The sequence below is a fragment of the Cellulosimicrobium composti genome, from assembly GCF_010287905.1.
Taxonomy (GTDB): domain Bacteria; phylum Actinomycetota; class Actinomycetes; order Actinomycetales; family Cellulomonadaceae; genus Cellulosimicrobium; species Cellulosimicrobium composti.
Window position 1 is genome coordinate 21,456 of the sequence record NZ_JAAFAN010000037.1, and the last position, 21,592, is coordinate 43,047.

15 protein-coding genes and 1 pseudogene are annotated in these 21,592 nt (G+C 73.7%); 10 read left to right on the forward strand and 6 right to left on the reverse strand.

The genetic code is table 11. From position 1 onward, the window contains the following. Positions 1-274 precede the first annotated feature (274 nt). Positions 275-1,570, forward strand: coding sequence for an MATE family efflux transporter (locus GYH36_RS11825; protein WP_312028613.1), 1,296 nt, complete (start codon positions 275-277; stop codon positions 1,568-1,570). A 66-nt stretch (positions 1,571-1,636) separates the two neighbouring features. Here GYH36_RS11825 and rplI read toward each other — a convergent pair whose 3' ends face one another. The 5 genes from rplI to GYH36_RS11850 form a co-directional block, all read right to left on the reverse strand. Continuing rightward, a complete protein-coding gene (gene rplI, locus GYH36_RS11830; RefSeq protein ID WP_024842223.1) occupies positions 1,637-2,086 on the reverse strand; it encodes a 50S ribosomal protein L9 in 450 nt (149 codons plus the stop codon). 19 nt (positions 2,087-2,105) lie between these two features. Next, positions 2,106-2,342, reverse strand: coding sequence for a 30S ribosomal protein S18 (rpsR, locus tag GYH36_RS11835; protein WP_021481584.1), 237 nt, complete (start codon positions 2,340-2,342; stop codon positions 2,106-2,108). Positions 2,343-2,443: 101 nt separating this feature from the next. Beyond that, a complete protein-coding gene (locus tag GYH36_RS11840) occupies positions 2,444-2,995 on the reverse strand; it encodes a single-stranded DNA-binding protein (protein ID WP_162289940.1) in 552 nt (183 codons plus the stop codon). Positions 2,996-3,141: 146 nt separating this feature from the next. After that, a complete protein-coding gene (gene rpsF, locus GYH36_RS11845; protein ID WP_024842225.1) occupies positions 3,142-3,432 on the reverse strand; it encodes a 30S ribosomal protein S6 in 291 nt (96 codons plus the stop codon). Between the two features lie 153 nt (positions 3,433-3,585). Then, positions 3,586-6,018: a transglycosylase domain-containing protein gene (locus GYH36_RS11850; RefSeq protein ID WP_024842226.1), complete on the reverse strand. Its 2,433-nt coding sequence runs from the start codon at positions 6,016-6,018 to the stop codon at positions 3,586-3,588. Between the two features lie 414 nt (positions 6,019-6,432). Here GYH36_RS11850 and GYH36_RS11855 point away from each other — a divergent pair, with 414 nt between their 5' ends. The 4 genes from GYH36_RS11855 to GYH36_RS11870 all read left to right on the forward strand — a co-directional run bounded on the left by GYH36_RS11855 (position 6,433) and on the right by GYH36_RS11870 (position 11,882). Next, complete coding sequence (locus GYH36_RS11855) at positions 6,433-7,128, forward strand: PadR family transcriptional regulator (protein ID WP_115941517.1); 696 nt, start codon at positions 6,433-6,435, stop codon at positions 7,126-7,128. Beyond that, the gene (locus GYH36_RS11860; RefSeq protein WP_024842228.1) at positions 7,125-8,216 is read left to right on the forward strand and encodes an inositol-3-phosphate synthase; all 1,092 of its coding nucleotides are present in this window, start codon (positions 7,125-7,127) and stop codon (positions 8,214-8,216) included. The genes GYH36_RS11855 and GYH36_RS11860 overlap by 4 nt, the downstream gene beginning before the upstream one ends. 486 nt (positions 8,217-8,702) lie before the next feature. After that, entirely contained in the window at positions 8,703-10,034 is a 1,332-nt protein-coding gene (locus GYH36_RS11865; RefSeq protein WP_024842229.1) for an MFS transporter, read from the forward strand. Positions 10,035-10,343: 309 nt separating this feature from the next. Further along, a complete protein-coding gene (locus GYH36_RS11870; protein ID WP_024842230.1) occupies positions 10,344-11,882 on the forward strand; it encodes an MDR family MFS transporter in 1,539 nt (512 codons plus the stop codon). 151 nt (positions 11,883-12,033) lie between these two features. Here the strand turns inward: GYH36_RS11870 and GYH36_RS11875 are convergent, their stop codons facing one another. Further along, the gene (locus GYH36_RS11875; protein WP_162289941.1) at positions 12,034-13,617 is read right to left on the reverse strand and encodes a CCA tRNA nucleotidyltransferase; all 1,584 of its coding nucleotides are present in this window, start codon (positions 13,615-13,617) and stop codon (positions 12,034-12,036) included. Here GYH36_RS11875 and GYH36_RS11880 point away from each other — a divergent pair. The 5 genes and pseudogenes from GYH36_RS11880 to GYH36_RS19730 all read left to right on the forward strand — a co-directional run. Beyond that, positions 13,616-14,203: pseudogene (locus tag GYH36_RS11880) on the forward strand (NUDIX hydrolase); the annotation flags it as partial. The gene GYH36_RS11875 and the pseudogene GYH36_RS11880 sit on opposite strands and share 2 nt — an antisense overlap. Before the next feature lie 128 nt (positions 14,204-14,331). Then, positions 14,332-16,845: a DUF6049 family protein gene (locus tag GYH36_RS11885; RefSeq protein ID WP_162289942.1), complete on the forward strand. Its 2,514-nt coding sequence runs from the start codon at positions 14,332-14,334 to the stop codon at positions 16,843-16,845. Next, entirely contained in the window at positions 16,842-18,761 is a 1,920-nt protein-coding gene (murJ, locus tag GYH36_RS11890) for a murein biosynthesis integral membrane protein MurJ (RefSeq protein ID WP_024842234.1), read from the forward strand. The genes GYH36_RS11885 and murJ overlap by 4 nt, the downstream gene beginning before the upstream one ends. A gap of 118 nt (positions 18,762-18,879) precedes the next feature. Continuing rightward, positions 18,880-20,730: a protein kinase family protein gene (locus GYH36_RS11895; RefSeq protein ID WP_312028611.1), complete on the forward strand. Its 1,851-nt coding sequence runs from the start codon at positions 18,880-18,882 to the stop codon at positions 20,728-20,730. Positions 20,731-21,458: 728 nt separating this feature from the next. Further along, on the forward strand, positions 21,459-21,592 hold a 134-nt coding region (locus GYH36_RS19730; protein ID WP_162289944.1), incomplete at its 3' end, for an FAD-binding protein.

The following is a 21,592-nucleotide window of genomic DNA, read 5'->3' on the forward strand; positions in this document are numbered from 1 at the left end:
GACAGGGACCCCCGATCCTGTGGACACAGTCCTCCACGCTGTGCACACCCGGTGGAAAACGGTGTGGACAAACTCACGATCTCCCTGTGTACATCACCGTGAGCGGCCGCTGACCAGGTGCATCACTACCCTCAGGGGTGTGGAAGAAAGAAAGTCCGACGACACGCCGACGACACGCCGGGAGCCGTCCGGCGACCCGGGTCGGCACGGGGACGTCGTCGCCCCCGCGTCGTCGTCCACAGGTCGGCGGGGGCGGTCGCGCCTCGACCGCGAGATCCTCGCGCTCGCCGTCCCCGCGCTCGGCGCGCTCGTCGCCGAGCCGCTCTTCGTCCTCGTCGACAGCGCCGTCGTCGGCCACCTCGGCACCGCGCAGCTCGCCGGGCTCTCCCTCGCCTCGACCCTCCTCGTCACACTCGTCGGCCTGTGCGTGTTCCTCGCCTACGCGACCACGGCCGCCGTCGCGCGCCGCATCGGTGCCGGGCACGTGCGCGAGGCCCTGCAGTCGGGCATCGACGGCCTGTGGCTCGCCCTCGGGCTGGGCGTCGCCCTCGCCGCCGCCCTGTGGACGACCGCGCCGTGGGCCGTCGGCGCGATGGGCGGCGCGGGAGCGGTCGCCGAGCACGCCGTGGTCTACGTGCGCTGGTCGGCGCTCGGCCTGCCGGGCATGCTCCTCGTCCTCGCGTCCACGGGCGTGCTCCGCGGCATGCAGGACACGCGCACCCCCCTGTGGGTCGCCGCCGGCGGAGCCTCGTTCAACGCCGTCCTCAACGTCGTCCTCGTCTACGGGGCCGGGCTGGGCATCGCCGGGTCCGGCATCGGCACGGCGGTCGCGCAGCTCACGATGGGCGCGGTCCTCGTCGTCGTGGTGGTGCGCGGGGCGCGCCGGCACGGTGCGTCCCTGCGGCCCGCGGCGGGCGGCATCTGGGCCAACGCACGCGCGGGCGTTCCGCTCTTCGTCCGCACGCTGTCCCTGCGCCTCGCCATCCTGCTGACGGTCTTCGTCGCGACCGGGCTCGGGGAGGTCACGCTCGCCGGGTACCAGGTCGTCACGTCCGTCTGGGGCCTGGCCGCGTTCGCGCTCGACGCCCTCGCAATCGCCGCCCAGGCGCTCGTCGGCCACGGCCTGGGGGCCGACGACGTCCCGCGCGTCCGCGCCGTCCTGCGCCGCACCCTGCAGTGGGGCGTCGCCGCGGGGGCCGCGATCGGCGTCGTCATGGCCGCGGGCGGCTGGTGGTTCGCGCTCCTGTTCACGTCCGACCCGGACGTGCGCGCCGCCGTCGCCGTGGGGATGGCCGTGTGCGGGGTGCTCATGCCGATGGCCGGGTGGGTGTTCGTGCTCGACGGCGTCCTCATCGGCGCCGGCGACGGGCGGTTCCTCGCGTGGGCCGGGATGCTCACGCTCGTCGTCTACGCCCCCGCCGCCCTCGCCGTGCGGCACTGGGCGCCCGACGGCGCGGCGGGTCTCGCGTGGCTGTGGCTCGCCTTCGCGGGGGTCTTCATGGCGGCGCGCGCCGTCACGACCGGGCTGCGCGCCCGTGGCACCGCGTGGATGGTCACCGGGACGGCGTGACCCGGGACGCACGAAGGCCCGGCCCCTCCGAGGAGGGACCGGGCCTTCGGACTGCTCAGCAGCAGATCAGGCAGCGACGACCTTCACCGCGAGGGTCGCGGAGACCTCCGGGTGGAGGCGGACGGAGACCGTGTAGTCCCCCGTCGCCTTGATCGGCTGGCCGATCTCGATCTTGCGCTTGTCGATCGACGGGCCCTCGGCGGCGGCGACCGCGGACGCGATGTCCGCCGTCGTCACGGCGCCGAAGAGACGACCGGCGTTGCCGGCCTTCGCGGGCACGACGACCGGCTTCGACTGCAGCGAGTCGCGGATCGCCTTCGCGTCGTCGAGCGACGCGATCTCGCGGGCCTTGCGCGCCTTGCGGATCGCAGTCACCTGCGACTCGGCGCCCTTGGACCACGGCGTGGCGAGCTTGCGCGGGACGAGGTAGTTACGGGCGTACCCGTCCTTCACCTCGACGACGTCGCCGGGCTCACCGAGACCGGTGACCTCGTGGGTCAGGATCAGCTTGGCCATGAGTTCTTCCCCTCCCCGCTCAGCGTGCCGTCGACGTGTACGGCAGCAGCGCCATCTCGCGCGCGTTCTTCACCGCACGGGCGATCTGACGCTGCTCCTGGACGGAGACGCCGGTCACGCGACGCGCGCGGATCTTGCCGCGGTCGGAGATGAACTTGCGCAGCAGCGCCGTGTCCTTGTAGTCGACCGACTCGATCTTGGCCGACTTCAGCGGGTTGGACTTCTTCTTGGGCTTGCGCACCACAGGCTTCGCCATGGTGTTGCTCCTCTACAAGGTGCGATCCCCGCGCGCGGTCCGCACCGTCGGGCGGTGCGGCACCCGCGGGGACGGGTGTGTGTTCTGGGAGTGGCGGACGATCAGAACGGGGGCTCGTCGGAGAACGAGCCACCGGACGACGCGGGACCAGCCGTGGCCCACGGGTCGTCGCTCTGCTGCTGACCGCCGCCGGAGCTGAATCCGCCGCCGGAGGCGCCACCGGAGTTGGCGCCACCTCCGTAGCCGCCACCGCCGCCGAAGCCGCCGCCACCGCCACCGCCACCCGAGCGCTGGGCGCGGGTGACCTTCGCGGAGGCGTAGCGCAGGGACGGACCGATCTCGTCCACCTGCAGCTCGACGACGGTGCGCTTCTCCCCCTCGCGGGTCTCGTACGAGCGCTGGACGAGGCGGCCCTGCACGATGACGCGCATGCCCTTCGTCAGCGACTCCGCGACGTTCTCCGCGGCCTCGCGCCAGATCGAGCAGCGCATGAACAGGGTGTCCCCGTCCTTCCACTCGTTCGCCTGGCGGTCGAAGGTCCGCGGCGTCGACGCCACCGTGAAGTTGGCCACCGCCGCACCCGAGGGGGTGAAACGCAGCTCCGGGTCTCCCGTGAGGTTCCCGATCACCGTGATGACGGTGTCACCTGCCATGGCCAGCTCCTTCGTGTGTGTCGTCTACGTCGTCGCGTTCGTGCTCGTACGCCTCTCGCGTCGGCTCATCCCATCACGCGGCGCCCACACGCGCTACGGCGTGCGGTGTCCGGTGGAGGACGGGTCGAACGGGGGAAGCGGGAGGATCAGCGAGCGTCCGTGCGCAGGATCTTCGTCCGCAGGACGGCCTCGTTCAGGCCGAGCTGGCGGTCGAGCTCCTTGGCGGTGTCGGAGGTCGACGTGAAGTCGACGACCGCGTAGATGCCCTCGGACTTCTTCTTGATGTCGTACGCCAGGCGGCGACGACCCCAGATGTCCACCTTGTCGACGGTGCCGCCGTCGGTCTTGATGACCGACAGGTACTTGTCGAGCGACGGGGCGACGGTGCGCTCCTCGATCTCGGGGTCGAGGATGATCATCAGTTCGTACTGACGCATGCGGATAACCCACCTCCTCTGGTCTTCGCGGTCACGGTCTCTCCGTGACAGGAGGGTTCATGCATTCGTGCTGCTGCCGCCCGACGCGCGGACGGCAGCTCCCCAGGGTACCCGCTCGGCGCGGGCCCCCGGAAATCTGCGGCACTGCCGGGGTCAGCCGCCCGATCCCGGGCCGCCGCCGCCACCGGGACCGCCGCCACCGCCCGGACCACCGCCACCCGGGCCGCCGTTCCCGTCACCGGGATCGGTCGGGTCGCCCGTCGGCGGGTCCGTCGGGTCCGGGTCCTCGGGCTGCTGCCCCGGGTCCGGTCCCTTCGAGACGACGAGCGCGATCGTCGAGCCCGGCGGCACCTCCGCTCCCGCAGAGCCCGCCTTGATGACGATGCCGCGCGGCTCCTCCGAGAACTCCTCGGTGACCGCCCACTTGAGACCGAGGGCCCTGAGCGCTGCCTTGGCGTCGTCGACGGTCCGCCCCTGGAGGTCGGCGGGCACCGTGACGTTCTCCGGCTGCTCCGGCTGCTCCGGCTCGTCCGGCGTCTCCTCCTCCGTCGGCTCCTCGGTCGGCTCCTGCGTCGGGGTCTCCTCGGGCAGCTGCGGCTTCGGCGGCGTGTACGTCGGGAACTCGCCGACGGGCAGGTTCGCCGCCGCGGTCTGCATGTACGACGTCCACGCCTCGACCGGCCACGAACCACCCGTGATCTCGTCGCCGACCCACCTGCCGAACGGCGTGATGTCCTCCTGCTCGCCCTCCGGGCCCGACTGGTACAGGCCGACGACGGTCGCGAGGCCCGGGGTGAACCCGGCGAACCAGGCCGACTTGTTGGCGGTCGACGTACCGGTCTTCCCCGCCGCCGGGCGGCCGATGGCCTGCGCGGGCTTGCCCGAACCCTCCTCGACGACCTGGGACAGCGCGTACGTCGTGGCCGCCATCACGTCCGCGTCGAACACGGGGGTGCGCTTGTCCGCGCCCGGTGCCTGGTAGACGAGGTTGCCACGGGCGTCGACGACGTTCGCGATGATGTGCGGTGTCGACCGCATCCCCTGCGCCGCGAGGGTCGCGTAGGCGTTCGTGAGCTCGAGCGGCGTGACGGTCGCGTCACCGAGCACGTTCGCGGCGTTGCTGCCGACCTTGCCGTCGGTGATGCCGAGGCGCGTCGCGACGTCCGCCGTCTTCTCCGGCCCGACCTCGATGTTCAGCTCGGCGTAGGCGGTGTTCACCGACTGCGCGGTCGCCTTGACCAGGTCGATGTTCCCCCAGTCGGCGTCTCCGAAGTTGCGGACCTTCCAGTCCCCTCCGTCGTTCGCGCCGGGGAAGGTCTTGGGCGAGTTCCCGTCGAAGCGCTCGTCGAGCGTGTGCCCGTCCTCGAGCGCGGCGACGAGCGTGAAGGGCTTGAACGTCGATCCACCCTGGGCCGCGCCCCTGGTCGCGTTGTTGTACTGGTTCTCCAGGAAGTTCGCGCCACCGTAGAGCGCGCGGATCGAACCGTCGTTCGGGTCGATCGACACGAGCGCGGCGCGCAGGTTCGGGGACACCGGGTTCTCGTCGCCGCGGCTCTCCTGGGGGAGCGTGTCGATCGTCTCCACCGCGGCCTTCTGCATCGCCGGGTCGATCGTCGTGGTGATCTTGTAGCCCTTGCTCGTCAGGTCGTCCTCGGAGATGTCGATGCTCTCGCTCGCGAGCTCCTCCTCGACCATCGCGAGGAGGTAGCCGGTCGGGCCGGCGTACTTGTCCGACTTCACGTACTCGATCGCCATGGGGAACCCGCCGGCGATCGCCTCGTCGTACTGGGCCTTGTCGATGTGGCCGTCCTCGAGCATGTTGTCGAGCGAGCGCTTCCAGCGGTGCTCGGCCTGCTCCGGGTTGTTGGCGGGGTCCCAGTTCGTGGGGCTCGGGATGATGCCCGAGATCATGGCCGCCTGCGACACCGTGAGGTCGGCGGCGTTGACGCCGTAGTACTTCTGCGCGGCCGCCTGGATGCCGTACGCGCCGCGGCCGAAGTAGATGGTGTTGAGGTAGTTGCCGAGGATCTCGGACTTGTCCTGCTGCTGCGTGATCTTCAGCGCGAGGATCGCCTCGCGGGCCTTGCCCGCGTAGTCCGTGACGGTGCTCGTGTAGTACCGCTCGACGTACTGCTGCGTCAGCGTCGAGGCGCCCTGGCGCCCGCCGCCCTTGATGTTGTTGTAGAAGGCGCGCGCGATGCCGCGGACGTCCACGCCCGAGTTCGTCCAGAACGTGCGGTCCTCGGACGCGACGACCGCGTTGCCCACGTAGTCGGGCAGGGTCTCGAAGTCGACGATCTCGCGGTTCTCGACGGCGTACGTGCCCATCTCGGTCGTGCCGTCGCCCCAGTAGACCGTCGAGGTCTGCGCGCCGACGCTCGGGAGCTTCGTCGGGACGTCGGTCGTGAACCACGCGGCGACGGCCACGCCCGCCACGAGCGCCACGCCGGTGAGCATGGTCCCGACGACGACGCGCCACGACGGCAGCCAGCGGCGGAAGCCCTTGACGCGCGAGCGCGGGTAGTCGAAGAACCGACGGCGCCCGCGCGGGGTCGTCCGTCCCTTCGTCCTCGTGGATCGCGCCACGGTCTACCTTCCTCTGGGGGGCGTCGGAGAGCGAGGGCCGCGGTCGCGGTGCCCGCTCGCGGCCCGCCGTGGCGACCGCCCTCCCGCGGCGAGGTCCCCGCCTCGGGTGCGGGGGCCGCCGTCGGGCACAGGGGTCGGCACACGCCGGACCACCCTGAACAATAGGGCGTCGTCCTGCGCCCACAAGGGCTCACGCCCCCCGCCGGGCGAATCGTGCGCCATTGATTCGCCGCGGCGTCCCGCCCCCTCCGCGGGTCCTTCACATCTGTGGCGCGGCGCGCCACCGTCCCGCAGGATTGCACGACGCATCGAGACGACCTAACCTGTCGATGTATCGACTCGATACATCGAGTCACATCACGTCACAGCGAGTCCCGCCGGGGCACGCCGAACGAGCGTCGGGGAGGTGGGATCGTGCGCAGCAGGACGCCCGTGCTCGAGACCGCGATCCTCGGCCTCCTCAAGGAGTCGCCCCTGCACGGGTACGAGCTGCGCAAGCGGCTCAACCTCATGCTCGGGTCGTTCCGCGTGCTCTCGTACGGCTCGCTGTACCCCGCCCTCAAGTCGTTGGTGGCCCGCGGGCTCATCACCGGCACCGAGCAGTCCGCCGCGCAGTCGACGCTCGCGCCCGCCCTCTCGGGCAAGCGCGCGCGGATCGTCTACGAGCTGACGGCCGAGGGCAAGGAGCACCTCCAGAGCGTGCTGGCCTCCTCCGGGCCGGCCGCGTGGGAGGACGAGAGCTTCGACGTCCGGTTCGCGTTCTTCGCGCAGACGGACGCCGAGACCCGCATCCGCATCCTCGAGGGCCGGCGCACCCGGCTCACCGAGAGGCTGGAGGCGGTCAGGGAGTCCGCGGCTCGCACCCGCGAGCGGCTCGACGAGTACACGCTCGAGCTGCAACGTCACGGACTCGAGCAGGTCGAGCGCGAGGTGCGCTGGCTCGACGGTCTCATCACCACCGAGCGCGACCGGAGCTCCGGGCACTCCCGGGGCACCACGCGCGCACGGACCAGCAGCACCCCGCATCCTGCGGAACCATCCGAGCAGGAGCCCGACGGCGCGAGGCGTCCCGAGGACCCTGGAACAACGAACACCAAGGAGCGAGGATGACCTCCATCCGCGTCGCCATCGTCGGCGTAGGCAACTGCGCATCGTCCCTCGTCCAGGGCGTGCACTTCTACCGTGACGCCGACCCGAGCAGCACCGTGCCGGGTCTGATGCACGTGCAGTTCGGCGACTACCACGTGTCGAGCCTCGAGTTCGTGGCGGCGTTCGACGTCGACGCGAAGAAGGTCGGCTTCGACCTCTCGGAGGCGATCAACGCCTCGGAGAACAACACGATCAAGATCGCGGACGTCCCGCCGCTCGGCGTGACCGTCCAGCGCGGCCCGACCCTCGACGGCGTCGGCAAGTACTACGCGCAGACGATCGAGGAGTCGGACGCGGAGCCGGTCGACGTCGTCGCCGCGCTGCGCGAGGCGCAGGTCGACGTGCTCGTCTGCTACCTGCCCGTGGGCTCCGAGGAGGCCGCGAAGTTCTACGCGCAGGCCGCGATCGACGCGGGCGTCGCGTTCGTCAACGCCCTCCCCGTCTTCATCGCGTCCGACCCGGAGTGGGCCGCGAAGTTCGAGCAGGCCGGCGTCCCGATCGTCGGCGACGACATCAAGTCGCAGGTCGGCGCGACGATCACGCACCGCGTGCTCGCCAAGCTCTTCGAGGACCGCGGCGTCGTGCTGGACCGCACCTACCAGCTCAACGTCGGCGGCAACATGGACTTCAAGAACATGCTCGAGCGCGAGCGCCTGGAGTCCAAGAAGATCTCCAAGACGCAGGCCGTGACCTCGAACCTCGAGGGCCCGCTCGGCGGCAAGAAGGAGGACCGCAACGTCCACATCGGCCCGTCGGACTACGTCGCGTGGCTCGACGACCGCAAGTGGGCGTACGTGCGCCTCGAGGGCCGCGCGTTCGGCGAGGTCCCGCTGAACCTGGAGTACAAGCTCGAGGTCTGGGACTCCCCCAACTCCGCCGGCATCATCATCGACGCCGTCCGTGCCGCGAAGATCGCGAAGGACCGCGGCGTCGGCGGCCCGATCCTCTCGGCCTCGACGTACTTCATGAAGTCCCCGCCGGTCCAGATGGAGGACACGAAGGGCCGCGCGCAGCTCGAGGCCTTCATCGCCGGTGAGGTCGAGCGCTGACCTGGAGCGACGTGCAGGGTGAGGGCCGAGGGACGAGGCACTCGCCCGGAGCGGAGCGCAAGGACAGCGCGACCGGGATGGTCGAGCGCTGACCTGAGGTGTCTGCGGCGCCCGGTCCGCTGATCCGACCGCCGACCACCGCGGAGAGAGCCCTGGCGCCCACGACGGGTGCCAGGGCTCTCCCGCGCACAGGCCTCCCGGCGGACCGGTCCACGGGCCGCCCACCGCCCGAGGTGACGTGCCGCGGGAGGGCGGGGAGGCGCGCCGCGTCGTGGTGGGTCTGGCGGGAGCCGCGAGGGACGAGCGGCGGATGGAAGACGCGGCGCGCCTCCCCGCCCGACCTCCAAGGCGACCGACCGACGTCGGTCGCCCGACCCCAGGGCGGCGACGGACCGATACCGGGCGACGGACCGCCGTCGGACACCCCGCCCGGTGCGGGGGACCACCGCATGTCCGGCCGCACGACGACGAACGTAGGGTGAACGCGTGGGTGTGATCTCCGAGCTGCGGGCGCTGCTGCGCCTGAGCGGCTTCCGCAGGCTGTTCGCGGTCCGGCTCGTGTCGCAGGCCGGCGACGGCATGTTCCAGGTCGGCCTGGCGTCGCTGCTGTTCTTCTCCCCCGAGTCGCAGGGGACGGCCGCGGCGATCGCGGGTGCGTTCGCGGTGATGCTCGCGCCGTTCACGATCGTCGGTCCGTTCGCGGGCGTCTTCCTCGACCGCTGGCAGCGGCGGCAGGTGCTCGCGTGGGGCAACGCGGTGCGGGTGGTGATCACGCTGGGCATGGCGGCGCTCATGCTCACGGGCGGGGTGAGCGCGTGGATCTACGCGCTCGGTCTGGCGGCGCTGTCGGTCAACCGGTTCCTCCTGGCGGGGCTGTCCGCGGGTCTGCCGCGCGTGGTGGACGGCCCGCTGCTCCTCACGGCGAACGCCCTGACGCCGACGCTCGGGGCGGGCGCGGCGTTCGTGGGCGGCGGCGTCGGCGTGGTGCTCGGGCTCGCGTTCGACCCGGGTCGGGTCAAGGACTCGTCCGCGCTGGTGTGCGCGGCGGTGGTGTTCGGCGTGGCGTCGTTGCTCGCGCTGCGGCTGGGGCGCACGCAGCTCGGGCCGGAGCGGCCGGCGGAGTCGGCGATCCGCTCGGAGATCGCCCGGGTCGCGCGCGGTCTGGTCGACGGCGCCCGGTACCTCGTGGCGCGACGCACCCCGGGGCAGGCGCTGCTCGCGATGGCGACGCACCGGTTCCTCTACGGCGTGGTGTTCATCGCGTCGATCCTCATGTCGCGCAACCTCCTCAACCCGGGCGACCAGGACGCGGGCTTCGTGACGTTCGGGCTCGTCGTCGGGCTCACGGGCGTCGGGGGCGCGGGGGCCGCTGTGCTGACGCCTGTCCTGTCGCGCTACACGGGTCCGCAGGCGTGGATCGCGATCATGCTGCTGCTCGCGGCGGCGAGCCAGCTGCTGCTCGTGACGACGCCGGAGCGGGCCGTGGTCTACACGGCGGCGGCGCTGCTGGGCCTGGCGGCGCAGGGCACGAAGATCGCGGTGGACACGATCGTGCAGCGCGACACGGGCGACGCGTTCCGGGGTCGTGCGTTCGCGTTCTACGACGTCCTGTACAACGCGGCCTTCGTCGGCGCGGCGGCGCTCGCCGCGTTCACGCTCCCGGACACGGGCTGGTCGCGGCCGGTGTTCGTCGCCCTCGCGGTCGCGTACGTCGCGACGGCGGCGGTGCTGTGGCTGCGCGGGGCCCGCACCCCGGCGGAGGTCGAGGGGGACGCCGTGCCCGACGCCGCGCCGACCCCGGGCACGACCGTCGCCTGACGCTCCGCCCGGCGTCCGTCGCGCCGGATTCCGCCCGCCGCGGAACCGATGACTTCCACCCGGAAAAGGGGTCGTCAGAGGGGCCGGGAATAACGCAGGATGTCGAGTGGTCGTACAGGGTACGGATCGTCGTGGCCGACGCCGCACGCACCGTCCCCGGGCCCGCCGACTCCTGCGGCCCGTCGACCGAGAACAGACACCGTCGTCGCGTGCAGCGCACGCGACCCCGTGCTGCCCCCGCGCAGCCCACCTTGCCCCCGACCGGGTCCGACACGGGCCCGGGCCGCCACCGACGCGAGCGGAGACCCCGTGACAGCCCCCTCCACCCACGACACCTCGACGCCGGTCGACCGGCTCCCCCGTGCCGACTTCCTCGTCATCGCCCTGCTCCTGGGCTCCGCGTTCGTCGTCATCCTCAACGAGACGACGATGAGCGTCGCGCTCGCGCCGCTCATGGCGGACCTCGGCATCACGGCGAGCACGGGCCAGTGGCTCACGACGGCGTTCATGCTCACCATGGCGGTCGTCATCCCGGCGACCGGCTTCCTGCTGCAGCGCCTCGGGACGCGCGGCGCCTACCTGCTCGCGATGTCGCTGTTCAGCGCGGGCACGCTCCTCGCCGCGGTGTCACCCGGCTTCGCGTGGCTGCTCGTCGGCCGCGTGGTGCAGGCGTCGGGCACGGCGGTCATGATGCCGCTGCTCATGACGACGATCATGACGCTCGTGCCGCCGTCGATCCGCGGCAAGATCATGGGCAACATCTCGATCGTCATGGCGGCCGCCCCGGCCCTCGGCCCGTCGCTGTCGGGGCTCATCCTCAACTCGCTGAGCTGGCGCTGGGTGTTCGGAATCGTGCTGCCGATCGCGCTCGTCGCGCTGCTGCTCGGCTTCCTGTACATCCGGGACGTCGCCGACCGTACACACTCCCGCCTGGACCCGTTCTCGCTCGTCCTGGCCGCGTTCGCATTCGGCGGCCTCGTGTACGGCCTGTCGAGCATCGGCGAGGCGGCGCGGCACACGCCGGTCGTCCCGCCGGCGGTCCCGATCGCGTTCGGCGCGCTCGCGCTCGGCGCGTTCGTCTGGCGCCAGCTCGTGCTCCAGCGCGAGAACCGGGCGCTGCTCGACCTGCGGGTCTTCACGCAGCGCGGGTTCAGCGTGCCGCTCGGCATCATGGCCGTCGGCATGGTCGCGATGTTCGGCTCGCTGATCCTCCTGCCGCTGTTCCTGCAGGACGCGATGGGTCTGGAGCCGCTCGCGACCGGGCTCATCGTGCTGCCCGGCGGGCTGCTCATGGGTCTGCTCGGCCCGACGGTCGGGCGGCTCTACGACCGCGTGGGCCCGCGCCCGCTCGTCATCCCGGGCGTGAGCGTCGTCGCGGTCGCGCTCGCCGCGTTCACGACGATCCACGCGACGTCTTCGCCGTGGTTCGTCCTGGCGCTCCACGTCACGCTGAGCCTGGGCCTCGCGTTCATGTTCACGCCGCTGTTCACGTCCGCCCTGTCGGCGCTGGCTCCGCACCAGTACTCGCACGGCTCGGCGTCGATCGGCACCGTGCAGCAGCTCGCGGGCGCCGCGGGCACGGCGATGTTCGTCGCCGTCATGACGACGCGCTCCCTCGCGTACGCCGACGCCGGCGCGTCCCCGCGGGTCGCGCTCGCCGAGGGCGTCGGCGACGCGTTCGTGTGGGGCACGGCGGTCATGCTCGTGGCCGTCGGCCTGTCGTTCCTGCTGCGCCGCTCCCCGGCCCAGCCGCACGGCCCGGGCCACGGCCCGGCAGAGGCCACCACCGCGGACGTCCCGGCCGACTCGGCCCCGGTCGAGGCCGCCGTCGCGACCGACGACGCCTGACCCGAGCCCGCCGCATCGCACGGGTGCCGTGATCACCGGATCACGGCACCCGTGCCGTTCCCTGTCCAGGGAACGCCTCGTCGCTCCACGCGCGGGACGCCCCGGGGGACGGACGGGACGACGGCGAGTCGGGAGCCGACGCGGGACGGGCTCAGGACGCCGACGACTCCGGCTGCTCCCCCCACCACCGCAGCAGGTCCGCTCGCGCCGTCTCCTCGTCGACGGGGCCCCGGTCGAGGCGCAGCTCGAGCAGGTGCTTGTACGCGCGCCCGACGACCGGGCCGGGCCGGATCCCGAGGATCGCCATGATCTGCTGCCCGTCGAGGTCGGGGCGGACGGCGTCGAGCTCCTCCTTGGCCTGGAGGTCGGCGATGCGGCGCTCGAGGTCGTCGTAGGACTCCCGCAGGCGCTGGGCCTTGCGCCGGTTGCGCGTCGTGCAGTCGGCCCGCGTGAGGCGGTGCAGGCGCTCGAGGAGCGGGCCGGCGTCGGTCACGTACCGGCGCACGGCGGAGTCGGTCCACGCGCCGTCGCCGTAGCCGTGGAACCGCAGGTGGAGCTCGACGAGGCGCGCGACGTCCTTGACGACCTGCTTGTCGTACCGCAGCGCCTTGAGCCGCTTGGCGACCATCTTGGCGCCGACGACCTCGTGGTGGTGGAAGCTGACGCCGCCGCCGTCCTCGAACCGGCGCGTGGGCGGCTTGCCGACGTCGTGCAGGAGCGCGGCGAGGCGGAGCACGAGGTCGGGGGAGGGGACGGCGCCGTCGGGCCCGGTCTCCTGGGCGATGGCCTGGTCGAGCACGGTGAGGGAGTGCTCGTAGACGTCCTTGTGCCGGTGGTGCTCGTCGATCTCGAGCTTGAGCGCGGGGAGCTCGGGCAGCACGTGGTCGGCGAGGCCGGTGTCGACGAGCACCTCGAGGCCGCGGCGCGGCGACGCCGCGAGCAGGAGCTTGGAGAGCTCGTCGCGCACGCGCTCGGCGGACACGATCTCGATGCGCTCGGTCATGAGGACGAGCGCTGCGAGGGTGCCGCCGTCGACGTCGAACCCGAGCTGGGCGGCGAACCGCGCGGCGCGCATCATGCGCAGCGGGTCGTCGTCGAACGAGCGCTCGGGGGCGATCGGGGTGCGCAGCACGCGCCGGGCGAGGTCGCCGAGCCCGTCGAACGGGTCGACGAACGTCATGTCGGGGACGCGCACGGCCATCGCGTTGACGGTGAAGTCGCGGCGCGACAGGTCGCCCTTGAGCGTGTCGCCGAACGCGACGACGGGCTTGCGCGACGCGGGGTCGTACTCGTCGCTGCGGTACGTCGTGACCTCGACGACGAGCTCGTCGCCCGGCCCGCTGCGGCCGAACCGCTTGGCGCCGATGGTGCCGAACTCCTTGCCGATGTCCCAGTGCGCGTCGCCCCAGCGCGCGAGGATCGCCTCGCTCTCGTCGGGGGACGCGGACGTCGCGAAGTCGAGGTCGTTGCTGGCCCGGCCGAGGAACGCGTCGCGGACCGGTCCGCCGACGAGCGCGAGCTCGTGGCCTGCGGAGCGGAACGCCTCGCCGAGCTCGATCGCCGCGGGCGCCATCTCGGTGAGCACGGCGAGGGCCCGGCGCTGCAGCTCGAGCGCTGCAGGGGTCGGCTGGGGGGACGAAGGGTGGGGCACGGCAACCAAGCCTGCCAGATGCGCCGCCCCCGCCCGGGACGGGCTCCCGGGAGGGTGCGCCCGCACTCGGTAAAGTTGGGACATGTCCACCCCTGCGCGCGCCGACGACCCCCGGAGGGATCCGGTGGGCGGGAGCGGCAGCGGGCCCGGGCACTCCCCGCCGGTGCCGGCCCCGCCGGGCGGTCACGCCCTGCGCATCGACCCGCGCTCCCGACCGGCCCCCGCGCCGGCGCCGCTGCCGGTGGTGGACGAGGTCTCGGCGGGCGGGCTCGTCATCACCGTGCTGGGCGGCGAGCCGTGCGCGGCGGTCATCGCGCGGCGGAACCGCGGCGGTCGTCTCGAGTGGTGCCTGCCGAAGGGGCACCTCGAGGGCGAGGAGACGCCGGAGGAGGCGGCGGTCCGCGAGATCGCGGAGGAGACGGGCATCCGGGGCGCGGTGCAGGAGCCGCTCGGGGTCATCGACTACTGGTTCACGGGGGACGACCGCCGTGTGCACAAGGTCGTCCACCACTTCCTCCTGCGCGCGACGGGCGGCTACCTCACGGTCGAGGGCGACCCGGACGGCGAGGCGGAGGACGTGGCGTGGGTCCCGGTCGTGGATCTCCCGGACCGGCTCGCGTACCCCAACGAGCGGCGGATCGCGGCCGTCGCGCACAGCGTGCTCGAGGGCCGGCGGACGCGGTTCCACGGGGTGGTCGAGAGTAGGGTGACCCGGACGATCGTCCGCTCGCCCGGCCGTCCGCACGACGGCCGCGGCGGCCCGGCCCCGCCCGCCCCACGGAGCTCGACCGACCACTCATGACGCCCTCCCCCAGCAGCGGCGCGCGCCCTCGCGGCGCCGCGCCGGCCCCGCTCCTCGCCCCGCCCGCGCGACTCCTCGTCGTCCTGGTCGTGCTGCTGGTCGTGGTGGGCGGAGCGGTCCTCGGCGGCGTCGCGGCGGCGCCGGCCACGGCCGCCGTCCCGCGGGCCACGGAGGAGGCGGACGACGCGGTGACGGTCGAGGTGACCTCGCTGCAGCCGACCCGGCTCGTCCCGGGCGACACCCTGACCCTGGCGGCGCGCGTCACCAACGGGACGGCCGAGACGCTCGCGGCGCCCACCGTCGCGCTCGGCATCGACGGGCGCGCGCTCGCGACCCGCTCGGCGCTCGAGAGCTGGGCGACGACGGGGGTCGACGGGCGCGTGGGCATCGGTGTCACGAGCGAGGACCTGGGCGGGCCGCTCGCCCCCGGCGCGAGCGCCGACGTCACGCTCTCCGTGCCGGTCGCGGAGCTCAACCTCAACGCGGGGAGCTCGTGGGGCCCGCGCGGCGTGTCGGTCACGGTGTCCGACGCCGGCGCGCGCCTCGCGGTCCAGCGCACGTTCGTCCTGTGGGCGCCGTCGGGCGACGTGACGACCGTCCGGCTCAGCGTGGTCGCGGCGATGACGGGCCCGCCCGTCGACCCCGACCCGACGGCGTACGACGACGCGCTCGCTGCGGCGACCGGCGCCGAGGGCCGGCTCGGGCGCCTGCTCGCGGCGACCGCGGAGGCGACCGAGGTCGGATGGGTCGCGGACCCCGCGCTGCTCGCCGCCGCGGCGGGCGCCGAGGACCCCGCGGTGACCGCGTGGGCCGACGACGTCCGGGCCGCGTCCGCGGGACGCTCGACGTTCGCCCTGCGTGCCTACGACCCCGACGTCTCCGCGTTCGCGCACGCCGGCCTGCCCCTGCCCGAGGGGACGCCGCTCCCTGCGCCGCCGTCGGACCCCGGCTCGTCCGGGTCGGACCCCGCGTCCACGGACGCCGAGGACGGGTCCGCGGACACCGAGGACGGGTCCACGACAGGCTCCGGGGACGGCTCGGGCGAGGATGTCGGCGGCGACTCCGCGGGCGGGTCCGGCGAGGAGTCGGAGGACGCGTCCGCGGGGGACGCGGGCAGCGGGGACGCGGATGCCGGGACGGACGGGTCCGCGACGGGCACGGGCGACACCACGGGCTCCGCGGTTCCCGGCGACCTGACGGCCGGGTGGCGCACCGACCTCGCCTGGCCCGGCGACGCGGTGCCGGACCTCGCGACGACGACCCTCGCCGCGGCGTCGGGCGCGACCTCGACGATCGTCGGCCCGGGCGGGCTCGTCCCCGACGAGTCGCTGACCTACACCCCCTCGGGCGTCGCGCAGGTGACCACGGACGCGGGGCCGGTCACGGCCCTCGTCGCCGACCCGGTGCTCACGGCGCTGCTCTCGGCCGGCGACGGCTCGGGCGTGAGCGCGACGCAGCGCGTCCTCGCCGAGACCGCGGTGATCGCGCGCGAGCGCCCCGCCGAGCAGCGCCACGTCCTCGTCGCTCTGCCGCGCACGTGGGACCCCGAGCCCTCCCTCTTCTCCGCGCGCCTCGACGCGCTGCGGTCGGCCCCCTGGGTCGAGCTCGCCCCCGTCGACGAGCTCCTCGCCTCCGTGCCGCCCGACGTCGAGCGGACGCCCCTGCCGCGGGACGTGCCGGGCGCGGGCGAGATCACCGAGGCGCAGCTGCGCGCGCTCGACCGCTCGCGGGCGGACCTGGCGGCGTTCGCGACGGTCGTGGCCGACCCCGCGACGGTCACGAGCCCGCTCGAGCCCGGTTTCGTCACGCCCACGGCCGTCGCGTTCCGCGCGGCCGAGCCCTTGCGCGTGCTCGCCGTCCAGCACGCCGAGCAGCGGTCGGGCGCGGTCCGGCAGAGCCTGTCGGTGCAGACGCGTGCCCCGTTCCTCTTCGTCGCGGAGCAGGAGGACCTCCCGGTCCGCGTGCGCAGCACCCTGGAGCAGGACGCGACGGTGCAGGTCGTGCTGCGCCCCGACGACCCCCGGCTGCGAGCGCCCGAGCGGCGGACCGTGACCATCCCCGCGGCGACGCGCGACGACGACGGCGACCTCGTGGCCACGGAGACGAGCGTCGGCGTCCCGGTCGAGGGGTTCGGGAGCGGCAACGTCACCGTCGAGGTCGAGCTCGTGAGCGCGGCGCAGCCGCAGGTGCGTGTCGCGGAGCCGCAGGAGTTCGTGGTGCGCGTCCGCGCCGACTGGGAGTCCGTGGGGACGGTCGTGGTGGCCGTGCTCCTCGGGATCGCCCTCGTCGCCGGGATCTGGCGCACCGTGCGGCGCGGACGGTCGCCGCGCCGTCTGGCAGGTGCCACGGTGGACCAGCCCGCCGCGCCCGGGCAGGGTGCGACGTCCGCGACGCCCGGAGAGGCCGGCACGCCCGGGCAGGCTGCCGCGACGTCGCCCGAGCCCGGGCGGATGGCGACGGCCACCGCCCCCGACGGGCCCGCGCGTCGTGACGAGGGGCGCCGCGAGTGAGCCCGGACCAGCCGCGGCACGTGCGTCCGACCGGCGCGGGGCGCGGGCCCCGACCCGGGACCGCGCGCGACACGACCGTGCCCGCCGGCGCCTTCCCGGGCGACCCGGCCGCACCCGGGACGCCCGACGAGACCGCGGAGGCGGGCGCGACCGACGCCCCGGCGCCGCGCAAGGGCGGGCTCGGCCGGTCGTCCGCGCTCATGGCGTCCGGCACGTTCGTCTCGCGCGGCCTCGGCCTCGTCCGCAACGTCCTGCTCGTCGCCGCGATCGGGACGACCGGCCTGGTCGCCGACGCGTTCGACGTCGCGAACAAGATCCCCAACGTCCTCTTCGCGATCCTCGCGGGCGGCGTCCTCAACGCGGTGCTCGTGCCGCAGATCGTCCGCGCGTACCGCGCCCACAACACGCAGGAGCGGCTCGACAAGCTGCTCACGCTGTCCGGCGTCATCCTCCTCGCGCTCTCGGCGCTGCTCACGGCGGGGTCGAGCATCCTCGTCGCGCTGTACACCGGGCCGGGGTGGACGGGACCCCAGACGTCGCTCGCCGTCGCGTTCGCGTTCTGGTGCACGCCGCAGCTGTTCTTCTACGGGCTCTACACGCTGCTCGGCCAGGTGCTCAACGCGCGCGGGCAGTTCGGGCCGTTCATGTGGGCGCCGGTCCTCAACAACGTCGTGTCGATCGTCGGGTTCGGCGCGTTCATCGCGCTCTACGGCCCGGCGGCGGTGGGGAACGTCGACGACCTCACGCAGTGGGACGCCACGAAGATCGCCCTCCTCGCCGGGACCGCGACGCTCGGCGTCGCCGCGCAGGCGCTCATCCTCGTCCTGCCGCTGTGGCGGGCCGGGTTCCGCTGGCACGTGCGGTTCGGCCTGCGCGGCATCGGCCTGCGCTCCGCGGGCCAGGTCGCCCTGTGGACGTTCGCCGCGGTCCTCCTCGAGCAGGTCGGCGTCCTGTTCACCACGCGCTTCGCGAGCGAGGCGCCGCGCGCCGCGCTCGCCCGCACGTTCGGCCCCTACCGGGACGACCCCGGGACGCTCGGCGCCGTCACGGGCCTCGTCACCGGCGCGCCCGACGCGTTCTCCGGCTCCCTGGCCGTCGCCGGCAACGCGGCGTACACGCAGGCGCTGATGATCTACCTGCTGCCGCACTCCCTCGTCACCGTGTCGATCGCGACCGCGCTCTTCACCGGCATGAGCGCCGCGGCCCACGCGGGCGACCTCGCCCGCGTGCGCCACGACCTCTCGCGCGGCGTGCGGACCGTCGGCGTGTTCACGGTGTTCGCGACGGCGGTGCTCGTGGTCCTCGCGCTGCCCGTCACCAAGCTGCTCGTCCCGTCGGTGGACGCCGCGTCGGGCGAGGCCGTGTCCATGGTGCTGCGCGCCATGGCGCTCGGCCTCGTGCCGCTGGGCGGCATGGTGCTCATGAAGTGGGTCTACTACGCGTTCGAGGACGGCAAGACCGTCTTCTGGATCCAGGTCCCGGGCACGATCGTGCTCGTCGGCGTGTCGTGGCTCGCGACGCAGGTGCTCACGCCCCCCTTCTGGGTCGTGGGCATCGGCCTCGCGATGAGCCTGTCCAACGTCGTGGCCGTCGCCCTGCGGACCGTCGGCCTGCGCCGGACGCTCCAGGGGCTCGACGGCGCCCGCATCCTGCGCCTGCACGTCAAGGCCGTGCTCGCGGCCGGGGTGAGCGCGGTCGCCGGGTGGGGCGTGCTCCGTGCGTTCGTGGTCGTGACGGGCGACGCCACCGACGGCATCTACGGGCTCTCCTGGTGGGAGTCGGTCGTGCTCGTGGGTGTCGCCGGCGTCGTCATGACCCTCGTGTACGCGGGCGGCCTCAAGCTCATGCGCGTGCGCGAGCTCGACCAGCTCGCCGGCCCGGTCGTGCGCCGCGTCCGGCGACTCGTGCGCCGGTGAGCCCTCCCACGGGCCGCGCGGCGGCGCCCGGAGCAGATCGGGTGATACGAGGGCAATCAGGGCCCGCGTACCATGGTGTGTCGACCACGAGTCCCACGGAGGAGGTCCGGTGAACGGCGTGGCCCCAGGAACACTGCTCGTCGCGCGGTACCGGCTCGACGAGCAGCTCGCGTCAGACCTGTCCGACGTGACCGCGTGGTCGGCGCACGACCAGATCCTCGACCGGCCCGTCCGGGTCTCGCTCGTCAGCGGCGCGCACGTCGCCGAGGCGCTGGACTCCGCACGGCGCGCCGCTCTCGTCGTCGACCCGCGCCTCACGCGCGTCCTCGACGTCGGGTCGGAGGACGACGTCGCCTACGTCGTGACCGAGCGGTACACGGGCATCACGCTGAGCGAGGTCGTCGCGGGCGGCATCGTGGACCCGCAGCAGGCGCGCGCGATCGTCGGCGAGGCCGCCGCCGCCCTGGAGGTCGCCCGCCGCCGCGGGGTGCACCACCTGGCGCTGCGGCCCGACGCCGTCCGGGTCGACGGGAGCCGCGTCCTCGTCACGGGGCTCGGGCTCGACGCGGGCGTGGCCGGGCACGACCAGCACGACGCCGACCGCACGTCGCGCGCCGACGCCGTCGGGCTCGTCGCGCTCCTCTACTACGCCATGACGGCCCGCTGGCCCGGGCCCTCGCTCGACGTCCCGTGGATCGCGCAGGACGCCATCCACCCGCTCCCCGCGCAGCGCGCCGGGGACGACGTGCTCCCCCTCTCGGCCGTGCGCCCCGACGTCCCGGCGGAGCTCGACGCGCTCTGCACCGCGACGTTCTCGGGCGCGCGAGGCACCGCGGACGAGTGGACCGCAGCCGCACCGGGCGACGGCCCGGCGTCGCCCGCCGACGTCGTCGCGGCCGTCGAGCCGTGGGGCGAGGTCTCCGTCGTCGCGGCGCTCCCCGCGTTCGTCCAGCCCGCCGCGGCCGGCGTGAGCCGCCAGTCCGTGCGCAGCGCGTTCGACGGCGCGACGAGCGCCCCTCCCGGGACGCCGCCGCCCGCCCCGCCCGTCCGCCGTCCCACGACCGGACGCATCCACCGCGTGGGCGCGGTCCCCGGCTCGGCGGGGCCTGCGGCCTACACCGGCGCGACCCAGGCCGTCCCGCCGCCCGCGATCCCGCCGCCGACGCCCGTCGCCGCACCGGGCAGCCACGCCGTGCCCCCGCCCCCGACGGGGTACGACGCCGGGACCGCGCCGCTCGCCTACGCGACGGGCGAGCCGACCCCGGCCGAAGCCCCGCAGGCGTGGAGCGAACCCGCTCCCCGGCGCCGCGGTCCGCGACGCTTCAACGCCACGCCGATCGTCCTCCTGCTCGTCCTCGGCCTCGTGGTGTGGGGCGTCGTGTGGGCCGTCAACACCGCGTTCGACGGGTTCGGCCCCGCCCTGCAGGCGGGCGAGGAGCAGACCGGTGAGGAACCGGGCGAGCCGTCCGCGGGCGAGGGCGGCGAAGGAACCGACGCCGGGCAGGAGGCTCCCCCCGTGACGGAGGTCCGGCCCGTCATCGCGTCCGGGGAGGCGCTCGACCCCGAGGGCGACGCCGGCGGCAACAACGACGGCGAGCACCCCGAGCTCGCCCCGCTCGCCTACGACCAGCAGCCCGACACGACCTGGATCTCGCGCCGGTACAACGCCGCGAACTTCGCCGGCCTGCGCACCGGCATCGGGTTCGCGGTCACGCTCGAGGAGAAGGCACCCGTCTCCACCGTCGTGCTCGACACCGCCGTGACCGGCGGGAACGTCGAGATCCGCGCGACGAGCCCCGACGCCCCGACCGACGGCGAGGTGCTCGCGTCCGGGCCCCTCGCGCCGGGCGTCGAGTTCTCGTTCGACCAGCCCGTCGAGGCGGAGTCCATCGTGCTGTGGTTCACCGAGCTGCCCCAGAACCCGTCCGGCGAGTACCGCGCGGAGATCAACGAGATCCTCGTCTCCTGAGCCCGGTCCCGGGTCGCGCGGGGTCTGATTCCGGGTCTGATTCCGGGTCTGAGTCCGGACCCGGGTCTGATTCCGGGTCTGATTCCGGACCCGGGTCTGATTCCGGGTCTGATTCCGGGTCTGATTCCGGGTCTGATTCCGGGTCTGATTCCGGGTCTGAGTCTAGGTCCGGTCTGAGTCTGGACCCGGGTCCGGGTCCGGGTCCGGGTCCACGTCCGAGCTCCCGGTCTGGTCCGGGTCTGGGTCTCTGACGGGCTCTCCGTGTGCGGGTTCGCGTCGCGAGCGGGCCCGGACACGCTGAGCCACGCGTCGTCGTGCCGCGGAGTGGCGCGTGCGGGTGGTCGGCAGACGCCGTCGCTCGAGAAAGACGCCCGCCGTGGGACTCGGCGAGAAAGACGCCCGCCGTGGGACTCGGCGAGGAGTGCGTCCGTCTCGGAGCTCACGGCGAGCCCGGCGAGGTCGGCACCGTCACGGGAGCCCACGGCGGTGAGCCGGCGGGAAGCGCCGTCTCGCGAGCCCTGACGTGTGAGCCGTTGCAGAAGCCCGACCGGGGGACCCGACGAGCACGCGGGACGGACTGGCCCGTCGCACCCGGTGGACGACGTACACGCCGGCCGCCCGGTGCCCGTAGCGTGACCGACACCCGTACCGTGGAACAGAAGCCGCCCCGGCGGCGTTCACACTCTCGCGTGGTCGGCCGCCACGCACCGAGCATCGAGGAGCAGCACGTGACCGAGCAGTCAGCCGTTCAGAACCTGATCGTCGTCGGGTCCGGTCCCGCGGGATACACCGCGGCGATCTACGCGGCGCGCGCGGGCCTGGCCCCGCTCGTGCTCGCGGGCTCCGTGACCGCCGGCGGTGC